11 protein-coding genes are annotated in these 12,338 nt (G+C 73.1%); all 11 read left to right on the top strand.

Annotated elements, in window-relative coordinates; genetic code table 11:
• Window positions 1-103 precede the first annotated feature (103 nt).
• A complete protein-coding gene (locus tag WHN02_RS26010) occupies window positions 104-1,147 on the top strand; it encodes a substrate-binding domain-containing protein (RefSeq protein WP_434741270.1) in 1,044 nt (347 codons plus the stop codon).
• Between the two features lie 53 nt (window positions 1,148-1,200).
• Window positions 1,201-2,382 carry a Gfo/Idh/MocA family protein gene (locus WHN02_RS26005; protein WP_434744075.1) on the top strand — a complete coding sequence of 394 codons (1,182 nt, stop codon included), beginning with the start codon at window positions 1,201-1,203 and terminating at the stop codon, window positions 2,380-2,382.
• Between the two features lie 419 nt (window positions 2,383-2,801).
• Window positions 2,802-3,968 (top strand): inositol-3-phosphate synthase, encoded by a 1,167-nt coding sequence (locus tag WHN02_RS26000; protein ID WP_434741269.1) that lies wholly within the window; start codon window positions 2,802-2,804, stop codon window positions 3,966-3,968.
• A complete protein-coding gene (locus WHN02_RS25995) occupies window positions 3,952-4,899 on the top strand; it encodes an SCO3242 family prenyltransferase (RefSeq protein WP_434741268.1) in 948 nt (315 codons plus the stop codon). Before WHN02_RS26000 ends, WHN02_RS25995 begins: the two co-directional genes overlap by 17 nt.
• On the top strand, window positions 4,896-5,804 hold the full coding sequence (locus WHN02_RS25990) for a sugar phosphate isomerase/epimerase family protein (protein ID WP_434741267.1): 909 nt from the start codon (window positions 4,896-4,898) through the stop codon (window positions 5,802-5,804). Before WHN02_RS25995 ends, WHN02_RS25990 begins: the two co-directional genes overlap by 4 nt.
• Window positions 5,801-6,400, top strand: coding sequence for an EboA domain-containing protein (locus WHN02_RS25985; protein ID WP_434741266.1), 600 nt, complete (start codon window positions 5,801-5,803; stop codon window positions 6,398-6,400). The genes WHN02_RS25990 and WHN02_RS25985 overlap by 4 nt, the downstream gene beginning before the upstream one ends.
• Entirely contained in the window at window positions 6,400-7,251 is an 852-nt protein-coding gene (locus WHN02_RS25980; protein WP_434741265.1) for a TatD family hydrolase, read from the top strand. The genes WHN02_RS25985 and WHN02_RS25980 overlap by 1 nt, the downstream gene beginning before the upstream one ends.
• Window positions 7,251-8,438 (top strand): metabolite traffic protein EboE, encoded by a 1,188-nt coding sequence (gene eboE, locus WHN02_RS25975; RefSeq protein WP_434741264.1) that lies wholly within the window; start codon window positions 7,251-7,253, stop codon window positions 8,436-8,438. Before WHN02_RS25980 ends, eboE begins: the two co-directional genes overlap by 1 nt.
• Entirely contained in the window at window positions 8,435-9,850 is a 1,416-nt protein-coding gene (locus tag WHN02_RS25970) for an alkaline phosphatase family protein (RefSeq protein ID WP_434741263.1), read from the top strand. Before eboE ends, WHN02_RS25970 begins: the two co-directional genes overlap by 4 nt.
• Complete coding sequence (locus tag WHN02_RS25965) at window positions 9,847-10,917, top strand: polyprenyl synthetase family protein (protein WP_434741262.1); 1,071 nt, start codon at window positions 9,847-9,849, stop codon at window positions 10,915-10,917. Before WHN02_RS25970 ends, WHN02_RS25965 begins: the two co-directional genes overlap by 4 nt.
• 323 nt (window positions 10,918-11,240) lie before the next feature.
• Window positions 11,241-12,251, top strand: a complete 1,011-nt coding sequence (locus WHN02_RS25960) for a sugar phosphate isomerase/epimerase family protein (RefSeq protein ID WP_434741261.1) — start codon at window positions 11,241-11,243, stop codon at window positions 12,249-12,251.
• Window positions 12,252-12,338 lie beyond the last annotated feature (87 nt).

Below are 12,338 nucleotides of genomic sequence, written 5' to 3'. Positions count from 1 at the left end.
ACGCTTCCCCCGACGGCCACCCTGCCGGTGGCCGGGCCCGGTGCACCCTCGGCCGGGTCGGCTCCTCCCTCCCCCACCCCCACCACCTCAACTGGAGGTCGTCATGACCCAGCACAGTCGTCGCCGGTTGCTCTTCGGCGGTGCCGCAGTCGGCGCCGGTGTCCTGCTCGCCGGCTGCACCAGCAACGAGGCCGCCCCCAACGAGGCACAGATCAACACCAGTGACGGCGGCAACGCCAACAGCGAGCCCGGCCAGGCGGTGACCATCGGGTTCTCCGCCCCGGCCGCCGACCACGGCTGGCTGGCCGCCATCACCACCAACGCGAAGGCCCAGGCCGACGCGTACTCGGACGTCACGTTCAACATGGTGGAGGCGGGAGCGGACGCGGCGGCCCAGCGGGCGGCCCTGTCCACCCTCATCTCACAGAAGCCCAACGTGATCGTGATGCTCCCGCACGACGGCAAGGAGCTCAACGCCGCCGGTCTGGAGGCGATGCAGGCCGGCATCCCCGTGGTCAACCTGGACCGGGCGTTCCCGGACGCCAAGGCGTACCGGACCCAGATCCTGGGCGACAACTACGGCATGGGCGTCTCCGCCGCCAACTACATCATCGAGCAGATGAAGGCCAAGGGGGTCAGCGCCCCGATCATCGGCGAGATCCCGGGCATCGACTCGCTGGAGCTGACCCAGGAGCGGTCCCGGGGCTTCAGCGAGACCCTGGCCCAGGCCGGGTTCCGGGTCGCCAACCGTCGGCCGGCGGAGTTCACCGCCGACTCCGGGCAGCAGGCCGCCACCGGGTTGTTCCAGGCCGTACCGAAGCTCGACGCGGTCTGGAACCACGACGACGACCAGGGCATCGGGGTCCTCGCGGCGATCAACCAGACCAACCGCAACGAGTTCGTCATGGTCGGCGGTGCCGGATCGCGCAAGGCCATGGAGGACATCCAGGCCGACAACACCCCGCTGAAGGCGACCGTCACCTACAGCCCCTCGATGGCCTCGTCGGCGGTCAGCCTGGCCCGCCTGATCGGCCAGAACCGGGGCATGTCCGACCTGGTGGAGCTCCAGGTGCCGAAGACGATCGTGCTCGCCTCCGAGACGATCACCAAGGAGAACGCGAGCAACTACCTCAAGCTCGGGTTCTGACGTACGGGGGGAGACCCACCTTGTCCACGAAAGACAGAGAACTGCGAGTCGGCATGGTCGGCTACGCGTTCATGGGCGCCGCGCACTCCCAGGCGTGGCGGACCGTGAACCGCGTCTACGACCTGCCGGCGCGGGTCCGGATGGCAGCGATCTGCGGCCGCGACCCGGAGAAGGTCGCCGACGCGGCCGACCGGCTCGGCTGGGAGTCGGCGATGACGGACTGGCGGGAGCTGATCGCCCGCGACGACATCGACCTCGTCGACGTCTGCACACCCGGGGACAGCCACGCGGAGATCACCCTCGCCGCGCTGGCCGCCGGTAAGCACGTGCTCTGCGAGAAGCCGCTGGCCAACACGGTCGCCGAGGCCAGGGCGATGACCGCTGCGGCGGCCGTCGCCCAGGCCGCCGGGGTCCGGTCGATGTGCGGCTTCAACTACCGCCGGGTGCCCGCCGTGACGATGATGCAGCAGTTGGTGGCCGACGGGCGGCTCGGCACGATCCGGCACGTCCGGGCGGTGTACCTCCAGGACTGGATCGTCGATCCGCAGTTCCCCCTGGTGTGGCGGTTGCAGAAGGACAAGGCGGGCTCCGGTGCGCTCGGTGACATCGGGGCGCACATCATCGACCTGACCCAGTTCGTCACCGGACAGCGGATCGCCGGGGTCAGTGCGGTGACCGAGACCTTCGTCAAGGAACGGCCGCTGACGGCCGGGTCCACCGGCCTCGCCGCCGGTGGCCCGACGGGTGACACCGAGGTGGCGACCGGGCCGGTCACCGTCGACGACGCGGCGGTCTTCGTCGCCCGACTCGACGGGGGAGCGGTGGCGACGTACGAGGCGAGCCGGTTCGCCACCGGTCGTAAGAACGCCCTGCGGGTCGAGGTCAACGGCTCACTGGGCACCCTGGTCTTCGACCTGGAACGCCTCAACGAACTGGAGTACTACGACGCGACGCGACCCGCCGCGGAGCAGGGCTTCAGCCGGATCCTGGTCACCGAGGGCGACCACCCGTACATGTCGGCCTGGTGGCCGCCGGGGCACCTGATCGGGTACGAGCACTCCTTCACCCACCAGATGCGGGACCTCGTCGAGGCGATCGCCCTCGGCGTCGACCCGGCCCCGTCCTTCGCCGACGCCCTCCAGGTCCAGCTGGTGCTGGAGGCCGTGGAACGGTCGGCCCGACTCGGCTCGTCCTGGGCGGAGGTGGAGCCGGCACTGGCCTCGGTGGCCGTCTGACCCACCGGTGGTGGCGGCAAGACCGCCGCCACCGCCCGGGAAGATCCGGACCGACCGGCGAGGAACCGACCGTGGTTGCGCCCCACGGCCGGGACGAGGCTCGGACCGGATGGTGCCTCCCCACGCGGGGGCGCACCGGCACGACGGTCGTCCGGTGTGGTCGGAACGGGATTCCCCGACCGCACCGGAGGACCGCGTACGTCCCAGACGTCCGGCCGTCGACGCACCCGCGTCGGTGGCCGGGCGGATGCGGGGGAGGCAGGGACGAGACGCCGACCGGCCCTGCCTGCCAGCCCCGTCCGTTCCCACCCCCGGGACCCGGCCGGTGCCGAAGCCGCCGACTTCGGCACCACCCACCGGGGCCCGTGGATCCGTGGGTGACGGGCGGGGCCCATCCGCACCCGATCGGAAGGAGCACCATGCGTACGGGTGTCTGGCTGGTGGGGGCGCGCGGTTCCGTCGCGACCACCAGCATCGTCGGGGCGCGAGCCCTGCAGAGCAATCTCACCGCGCCGACCGGGTGCGTCACCGAGCTGCCTCAGCTGAGTGGACCCGCCCTGCCGGCCTTCACCGACCTGGTGTTCGGCGGTCACGACCCGGTCCTCACCCCCCTGGCGAAGCGGGCCGAGGCGCTCGCCACCGCCGGGGTGGTGCCCGGTCGACTCGTCGCCGCACTCGCCGACGACCTGGCCGAGGTGGAGCAGGAGATCCGACCCGCCCCCACCGGGGGCACCCAGGCCGAACGGGTCGCCACAGTGGTCGCCGACCTCGACGCATTCCGCCGTCGGCACCACCTCGACCGGATCGTGATGGTCAACGTCTCGGCCACCGAACCGCAGGTCACCCCGCATCCGGGTCACGCCGACCCGGCCCGGCTCGCCGAGGCGCTGCACGGTGACGACGAGGTGCTCCCGCCCAGCTCCCTCTACGCGTACGCGGCGTTCACCGCCGGCTGCCCGTACGTGGACTTCACCCCGTCGACCGGGGCCCGGCTGCCCGCCCTGGCCGCCCTCGCCGCCGAGCGGGGGCTGCCGTACGCCGGCCACGACGGCAAGACCGGGGAGACACTGGTCAAGTCGGTGCTGGCCCCGATGTTCGCGATGCGCAACCTTCAGGTCCGGTCGTGGTCGGGGATGAACCTGCTCGGTGGTGGGGACGGGGCCAACCTCGCCGAACCGGCAGCCAACGCGGCGAAGGTGGAGAGCAAGCAGCGGGTCCTCGCCGAGACCCTCGGCTACCAACCGCAGGGCGACACCCGCATCGACTACGTCGAGGAGTTGGGCGACTTCAAGACCGCCTGGGACCTCGTCACCTTCGCCGGGTTCCTGGGCGCCGGGATGCGGCTGGAGTTCACCTGGCACGGCTGTGACTCCGCCCTGGCCGCCCCGCTGGTGCTGGACCTGGCCCGGATCACCGCCGCCGCGCACGCCGCCGGGCACGTCGGCCCCCTGGCCGACCTGGCGTTCTTCTTCAAGGACCCGGTGGGCGCGAGTACCCACTCGCTGGCCGAACAGTGGGTCCGGCTGCGGGAGTTCGTCACCGGGCTGCACGCCACCGCCGGAGGTGCCGATGCCCAGGCTCGCTGATCTCGTGGAACTGGTCCGGGCCCCCGCCGCACTGTCGGTGCCCGGAGACGTCATCGCCGGGGCGGCGGCTGCGGGTGGCCTGGACCGGCGTACCCCCGCCCTGGCCGGGGCGTCGGTGTTGCTCTACTGGGCGGGGATGGCTGCCAACGACTGGGCCGACCGGGACCTCGACGCCGTGGAGCGCCCGGAACGTCCCATCCCCAGCGGCCGGGTCAGTCCGACCGCCGCACTCGGGGTGGCCGCCGGGTTGACCGCCGCCGGGCTCGCCCTGGCCGGGGCCGCCGGGGGACGTCGGGCCGCCGCCGTCGCCGTGCCGCTCGCCGCGGCCGTCTGGGCGTACGACCTCAAGGCGAAGAACAGCCCGGCCGGGCCGCCGATGATGGCGCTGTGCCGGGGGCTGGACGTCCTGCTCGGGGCCGGCGACGGACGGACCGTCCGGGCGGTTCCGGCGGCGCTGACAGTGGCAGCGCACACCTGGACCGTCACCGCCCTGTCCCGCCGGGAGGTGACCGGGACCGACGTCGCCCTGCCGTTGGGGACCCTCACCGCCACCACGCTGATCGCCGCCGGTGCCGCAGTCGGTCGAACCCGCCGGACCGGGCCGACCCCGACTGCCGGGACCGCTGCCGGGTCGACGGTCCGCACCGCTGTCTCGGCGGTGACCCGGTCCGAGGTCGCCGGACTGGCCCGGGCGGCGCTGCCCGCCGGACTGGCCGTCTGGTACGCCCTGCGCTACGGCACCGCCCAGGCCCGGGTGGTCGCCGAACCCACCGCCGGTCGGGTCCGGGCGGCGGTGGGCGCCGGCATCACCGGTCTCCCCCCGTTGCAGGGGGCGTTGACGGCCCGCGCCGGGTCGGGGCTGCTCGGCCTCGCGGTGGCCGCCGCCGCGCCGCTGGCCCGTCGGCTGGCCCGCAGGGTGTCCCCGACGTGACCGCCGCCGCCGACCCCGACCCGGCCCGACTCCGTTTCGGGTACGGCACCAACGGCTTCGCCAACCACCGTCTCGACGACGCCCTCGCCGTCCTGGCCGACCTCGGCTACCAGGGCGTCGCCCTGACCCTGGACACCGACCACCTCGACCCGTTCGCCCCCGACCTGCCCGCCCGGGTGGCCGCCGTGCACCGCCGACTGGCCGGACTCGGGCTCGCCGTGGTGATCGAGACCGGCGCCCGGTACCTGCTCGACCCGTGGCACAAGCACGCCCCGACGCTGCTGCACGACGACCCGGCCCGGCGGATCGAGTTCCTCCACCGGGCCGTCCGGATCGGTGCCGACCTCGGCGCGGAGGCGGTGTCGTTCTGGGCCGGGGTACGGCCGTCCCACGTCGACCCGCAGGTCGCCTGGGACCGGCTGGTCGCCGGCTGCGCGGACGTGGTCCGGGCCGCCGACGCCGCCGGGGTGACCCTCGGATTCGAGCCGGAGCCGGGGATGCTCGTAGAGGGGATCGCCGACTGGCGGCGGCTCCGGGCCGACCTGGGCGAACCACCCGGGTTCGGCCTCACCCTCGACATCGGACACTGCCGGTGCCTGGAGCCGGTGCCCGTCGCCCAGTGCGTGTACGACGTCGGCGAGCACCTGGTCAACGTGCAGATCGACGACATGCGGCGGGGTGTCCACGAGCACCTGGAGTTCGGCACCGGCGAGATCGACTTCCCGCCGGTGCTGCGGGCCCTCGCCGACGTCGACTACCGGGGTCTGGTGGCCGTGGAACTGCCCCGGCACTCGCACGCCGCCCCGACCGTCGCCGCCGCCTCACTCGACTTCCTCCACGCCGCCGCCGGGACCCGGCCCACCGGCCCGGACCAGCACACCAGCACGAGGGGAGAGACCGGATGACCCCGGAACAGCTCCGCACCGCCCTACGTGACGTACCCGATCCGGCCTGGCTGGACGCGGCGTGCGGCCGGGTGGCCGCCGAACCGTCGAGCATCGACCGCTTCTTCCCGGCCGTCGGGCGACGGTGCGGCAGGGGTCCCCTCCCGGACCTGCCCGGCTGGACCGCCGACGAGGCGGCCCGGGCGCTGCTGCTGGTCGCGCTGCCCCGTCGGCACGCCGAGTACGCCGAGAACCTCTACCGACACGGTGACGCCGCCGAGCGTCGGGCCGTCCTGCGAACTCTCCCGCTGCTGCCGATCGGTGCGGCCGGGGTGCCACTGGTGCTGGACGCGATCCGGACCAACGACACCCGGCTTGTCGCCGCCGCACTCGGCCCGTACGCCGGGCACCTCGACACCGCCTCGTGGCGACAGGCGGTCCTCAAGTGCGTCTTCATGGGCGTACCGCTGAGCGTCGTCGCGGACCTCGACGAACGCGCCGACGCCGAGCTGGCCGCGATGCTCGCCGGGCTGGCCGCCGAACGGCACGCCGCCGGACGGAGCATGCCCACCGACGCCGTCGACCTGCTCGACCAGCTCAGCGCCAGGGAGGCGTGATGCGAATCTTCGACCCGCACATCCACATGACCTCGCGGACCACCGACGACTACGAGCGGATGGCCGCCGCCGGGATCCGGGCCGTCGTCGAGCCGGCGTTCTGGCTGGGCCAACCCCGCACCAGCCCCGCCTCGTTCGCCGACTACTTCGACTCCCTGATCGGCTGGGAGCCGTTCCGGGCGTCGCAGTTCGGGGTCCGCCACCACGCCACCGTCGCGCTCAACCCGAAGGAGGCGAACGACCCCCGCTGCCGACCGGTCCTCGACCTGCTGCCCCGCTACCTCGACAAGGACGGGGTGGTGGCGGTCGGCGAGATCGGGTACGACTCGATGACCCCGGAGGAGGACGCCGCCTTCGCCGGTCAGCTCGCGCTGGCGGTCGCGTACGACCTGCCGGCCATGGTGCACACCCCGCACCGGGACAAGGTCCGGGGCGTCGAGCGGAGCCTCGCCGTGGTGGCCGAGTCCGGCATCGAACCCGGCCGGGTGGTGGTCGACCACCTCAACGAGGTGACTGTCAAGCTGGTCAGGGACACCGGCTGCTGGATGGGGTTCTCCATCTACCCCGACACCAAGATGTCCCCGCCCCGGATGGTGGAGCTGCTGAGGACGTACGGCACCGAACGGGTGCTGGTCAACTCGGCAGCCGACTGGGGGCGCTCCGACCCGCTGCTCACCCGGGCCACCGGGGAGGCGATGCTCCTCGCCGGGTTCACCGACGACGACGTCGACCGGGTGCTCTGGCGCAACCCGGTGGAGTTCTACGGGCAGTCCGGGCGGCTGGACCTGACCGACGTGGACGCCCCCGCACCCACCTTCGAGGGCAACTCGATCCTGCGCGGGGGCAGCTGATGCGGCTGCGTCACGCCGACGGGACCACAGTCCACCTGGGCTACTGCACGAACGTGCACCCCGCCGAGGAGCTCGCCGGAATCCTCGCCCAGCTCGACACGTACGCGGTGCCGGCGCGGGAACGCCTCGGCGGTGACCTGCTGGGGCTGGGGCTCTGGCTGGCCGCCCCGGTCGCCGCCGAACTGGCCGCCGACGCGGGGCTGCGCCGTCGGCTGCGCACCGAGTTGACGGTACGCGGGCTGGAGGTGGTCACCCTCAACGGATTCCCGTACGCCGCTTTCCAGGCCCCCGTCGTCAAGGGCGCGGTGTACCAGCCGGACTGGACCACCGCCCGACGTACCGCGTACACACTCGATCTGGCCCGGGTCCTGGCCGACCTGCTGCCCGACGACGCGGCCCACGGCTCGGTCTCCACCCTGCCGCTGGCCTGGCGTACCCCCTGGGACCCCGGCCGGGCCGACGCGGCCCGACGCCGCCTCGACCAGCTGGCCGACGGGCTCACCGCGCTGCACGAACAGACCGGGCGGCGGGTGCGGGTCGGATTCGAGCCGGAGCCGGGGTGTGTCGTCGAGACCACCCACCAGGCCGCCGCGCTGCTCGCCGGCACGGACCCGGCCCGGCTGGGCGTCTGCCTGGACCTGGCACACCTGGCCTGCGCCTGGGAGGAACCGACCGAAGCCCTGGCCCGACTGGACGCCGCCGGCCTCCCGGTGGTGAAGGTGCAGGTCTCCGCCGCGCTGGAGGCGGCCGACCCGACCGCCGGGGCGGACCCGCTGCGCCAGTGGGTGGAGCCGAGGTTCCTGCACCAGACCCGGGGTCCCGGCTGCGCCCACGGCCCCGACCCGGCCGACCCGGCGTACGCCGCCGACGACCTCGACGCGGCACTCGACGCCCGGCTGCCCGGCCCCTGGCGGGTGCACTACCACGTGCCGCTGCACGCCCCGCCGGAGCCGCCGCTGACCTCCACCCTGCCGGTGCTGCGCGCCGCCCTGGCCGGACTCTTCGCCGGGCCCACCGCCCGCGCCGACCACCTGGACGTGGAGACGTACACCTGGGGGGTGCTGCCGGAGTCGCGTCGTCCGCGCACCGACCCGGAGCTCGCCGCCGGGATCGCCGCCGAGCTGGCCTTCGCCCGCGACGAGCTGACCACGATCGGCCTACGACCCCTCAATGAGGTGATGGTGTGACCCGGAGACTGGTGGTGCTGGACGTGGTCGGGTTGACCCCCCGGCTGTTGGCACACATGCCGAAGCTGCGCGCCGTCGCCGACGGGGGGTTCACCGCCCAGCTCGGGACGGTGCTGCCGGCGGTGACCTGCGCGGTGCAGTCGACGTTCCTCACCGGGGAGCTGCCCCGGGGGCACGGCGTCGTCGGCAACGGCTGGTACTTCCGCGACCTGGGGGAGGTGCTGCTCTGGCGGCAGCACAACGCCCTCGTGCAGGGGGAGAAGATCTGGCACGCGGCCCGCCGGGTCGACCCCGACTACACGGTGGCGAACGTGTGCTGGTGGTACGCCATGGGCGCGGACGCCGACTGGACCGTCACCCCCCGCCCGGTCTACCGGGCGGACGGCCGCAAGGAGCCCGACTGCTACACCGACCCGCCGGAGCTGCACGACGCACTCACCGACCGGCTGGGCACCTTCCCGCTGTTCACCTACTGGGGACCGGGGGCCGGGATCGCCTCGTCGCGGTGGATCTGTCGGGCCGCCGAGCAGATCCTCGCCGACCACGCCCCGGACCTGACCCTGGTCTACGTCCCGCACCTCGACTACGACCTGCAGCGGTACGGGGCCTCCTCGCTCCAGGCGGCGGTGGCCGCCAAGGAACTCGACGACGTGCTCGCCCCGCTGCTGGACGCCGCCCGGACGACGGGCGCGACGGTGGTGGCCCTCTCCGAGTACGGCATCACCGACGTCTCCCGTCCGGTGGACGTCAACCGGATGCTGCGCGCCGAGGGGCTCCTGCGGGTGCACACCCAGGACGGCATGGAGTACCTGGACCCGTGGACCTCCCGGGCGTTCGCCGTCGCGGACCACCAGATCGCCCACGTCTACGTGCGCGACCCGGCGGACGTACCGGCGGTGGCGAAGCTCTGCGCGGGGTTGCCCGGGGTGGCCGAGGTCCTCGACGCCGACGGCAAGGCCGCCCACGGGCTGGACCACGAGCGCGCCGGTGAACTGGTCCTGGTCGCCGACCCGCAGGCCTGGTTCACGTACTACTACTGGCTCGACGACGCCCACGCCCCGGACTTCGCCCGGGTGGTGGAGATCCACCGCAAGCCCGGGTACGACCCGGCGGAGCTGTTCTTCGACCCGGCGGCCCCGGCGGCGGCGAAACGGCGGGCCGCGATCGCCCTGGCCCGCAAGAAGGCCGGGATGCGGTACCTGATGAGTGTGGTCGGTCTGGACGACGGGGCCCGAGCGGTACGCGGGTCGCACGGTCGGCTCCCCACCGACCCCGCCGACGGTCCGGTCCTGCTCTGCTCCGACCCGTCCGCCGCCCGGGACTCCCTGGCCGCGACCGAGGTCAAGGGTCTGCTGCTGGAACTGGCCGGGTTGCAGGCACCGTCGGGGACGCCACCGGGGGAGGGGTCGTGACTCTCACCGTCCCCGCCCCCACCGACGCCGGGCGGTTACGGGCCCGGGTCGACGCGGAGCTGGCCGCCTTCATCGACAGGCAGGGGCCGCGGTGGCCCGACGGTGCCCCCCGGGGACTCTTCACCGCCCTGCACCGGTTCGTCCTGGCCGGGGGGAAGCGGCTACGTCCGCTGTTCTGCTACTGGGGATGGCGGGGGGCCGGCGGCGACGACGGCGACGAGATCGTGGTCGCCGCAGCGGCACTGGAACTCTTCCACGCCTTCGCCCTGATCCACGACGACATCCTCGACGGCAGCGACCAGCGCCGGGGTGAACCCTCGGTGCACCGGCTCTTCGCCGACCTGCACACCCGGTCGGCGTGGCGGGGGGACCCGGAGGCGTACGGGCGCAACACCGCCCTGCTCTGCGGGGACCTCTGCGCCGCCTGGGCGGACCAGATGTTCCACGAGTGCGGGCTGACGGTGGAGCAGGTGCACCGGGGGTACGGCACGTTCTCGCTGATGCGGACCGAGGTGATCGCCGGGGAGTACCTGGATCTCGTCTCCGGGGTCGGTGACGGCTCGGTGGCCAGCGCCCTCACCGTGATCCGGATGAAGGCCGCCCGGTACACGGTGACCCGCCCGTTGCAGATCGGGGCGACCCTGGCCGGTGCCGACGCCGCCCTCCTGGCGGCGTTGGCCGACTTCGGGGATCCGCTCGGTGACGCGTTCCAGCTCCGCGACGACGTCCTCGGGGTCTTCGGTGACCCGTCGCTGACCGGGAAGTCCGTCCTGGACGACCTGCGGGAGGGCAAGCCGACGGTGATGATGGCCCTGGCCCGCAGCTCCGCCGACAGGGTGCAGAGCGGCCGGCTGCGGGAGCTGTTCGGCAACCCGGAACTCGACGCCACGGGGGCGACCGAGCTGCGGGACATCATCGAGTCCACCGGCGCCCGCGAGAAGATCGAGCAGATGATCAGGGTCCGTACCGAGGCGGCGCTCGCCGCCCTGGAGACCGCCACCCTGCGCGACGACGCCCGCGCCGCCCTGGCCGCGCTCGCCGCCCACGCCACCCACCGCTACACCTGACCGCCCCGCTCTGCCCCGGAAGGAGGGGTCCCCTCTTCACGCCTACGCGAAGAGGGGCACCCCTCCCACTCCGTCCGCGCGGTCGCGAAGGGTCCCGTACCGCCGGGGTCGGTGGTCTTCCGCGACGGTGACGGGGGACCTAGAGTGGGGGTCGGTGACCCGTCCGGGTGACCGGTGACCGGCGGGAGGCGCAACCCGCCGGGCTCGGGTGCGTGTCGCACCCACCGGTTCCCCGGAGACGATCACCTGTCACAACCGGCCGACCACCGGTCACCTCGCCCCGGTCCGTTGAGGAATCCCCATCACCCAAGGGGAGAAGGACAATGGCGCGACCCATCACGCTCTTCACCGGCCAGTGGGCCGACCTGCCGTTCGAGGAGGTCTGTCGGCTCGCCTCCGAGTGGGGCTACGACGGCCTGGAGATCGCCTGCTGGGGCGACCACTTCGAGGTCGACAAGGCCCTCGCCGACGACACCTACGTCGACCGGAAGAAGGAGACCCTGGCCACGTACAACCTCCAGGTGTTCGCCATCTCCAACCACCTGGTCGGTCAGGCCGTCTGCGACCACCCCATCGACGAGCGCCACCAGGACATCCTGCCCGCCGAGGTCTGGGGCGACGGCGACCCCGAAGGCGTACGCCAGCGGGCCGCCGAGCGGATCAAGGACACCGCCCGGGCTGCCGCGCGGCTCGGCGTGAACACCGTCGTCGGGTTCACCGGGTCGTCGATCTGGCACACCCTGGCGATGTTCCCCCCGGTTCCGCCGGCCATGATCGAGCGCGGCTACCAGGACTTCGCCGACCGGTGGAACCCGATCCTGGACGTCTTCGACTCGGTCGGGGTCCGCTTCGCCCACGAGGTGCACCCCAGTGAGATCGCCTACGACTACTACACGACCAAACGGACCCTGGAGGCGATCGGCCACCGGCCGGCGTTCGGGCTGAACTGGGACCCGTCGCACTTCGTCTGGCAGGAGCTGGACCCGGTCAACTTCCTCTTCGACTTCGCCGACCGGATCTACCACGTCGACTGCAAGGACGCCAAGGTACGCACCGGTGACGGCCGACGGGGTCGGCTCTCCTCGCACCTGCCCTGGGCGGACCTGCGCAGGGGCTGGGACTTCGTCTCCACCGGGCACGGCGACGTGCCGTGGGAGGACTGCTTCCGGGCGTTGAACGCGATCGGCTACGACGGTCCGATCTCCATCGAGTGGGAGGACGCGGGGATGGACCGTCTCGTCGGTGCGCCCGAGGCGGTGCAGTTCGTCAGGCGGCTCGCCTTCGACGCCCCGTCGGCGGCCTTCGACGCGGCTTTCAGCAGCAACCGGGACTGAACCGGACGGCCGGGACTGAACCGGACGGCCGGGGCCGAACCGGGTAGCCGGGACCGAACCGGGTAGCCGGGACCGAACCGGGCAGGC

This window comes from Micromonospora sp. SH-82 (assembly GCF_051132485.1).
Taxonomy (GTDB): Bacteria; Actinomycetota; Actinomycetes; order Mycobacteriales; family Micromonosporaceae; genus Micromonospora.
This window is presented reverse-complemented; position numbering and strand designations above follow the sequence as displayed.

Excerpts from the sequence above, each read along its gene's own strand:
- WHN02_RS26010 (WP_434741270.1), top strand. The coding sequence starts at position 104 with ATGACCCAGCACAGTCGTCGCCGGTTGCTCTTCGGCGGTGCCGCAGTC.
- WHN02_RS26005 (WP_434744075.1), top strand. The coding sequence starts at position 1,201 with ATGGTCGGCTACGCGTTCATGGGCGCCGCGCACTCCCAGGCGTGGCGG.
- WHN02_RS26000 (WP_434741269.1), top strand. The coding sequence starts at position 2,802 with ATGCGTACGGGTGTCTGGCTGGTGGGGGCGCGCGGTTCCGTCGCGACC.
- WHN02_RS25995 (WP_434741268.1), top strand. The coding sequence starts at position 3,952 with ATGCCCAGGCTCGCTGATCTCGTGGAACTGGTCCGGGCCCCCGCCGCA.
- WHN02_RS25985 (WP_434741266.1), top strand. The coding sequence starts at position 5,801 with ATGACCCCGGAACAGCTCCGCACCGCCCTACGTGACGTACCCGATCCG.
- WHN02_RS25980 (WP_434741265.1), top strand. The coding sequence starts at position 6,400 with ATGCGAATCTTCGACCCGCACATCCACATGACCTCGCGGACCACCGAC.
- eboE (WP_434741264.1), top strand. The coding sequence starts at position 7,251 with ATGCGGCTGCGTCACGCCGACGGGACCACAGTCCACCTGGGCTACTGC.
- WHN02_RS25960 (WP_434741261.1), top strand. The coding sequence starts at position 11,241 with ATGGCGCGACCCATCACGCTCTTCACCGGCCAGTGGGCCGACCTGCCG.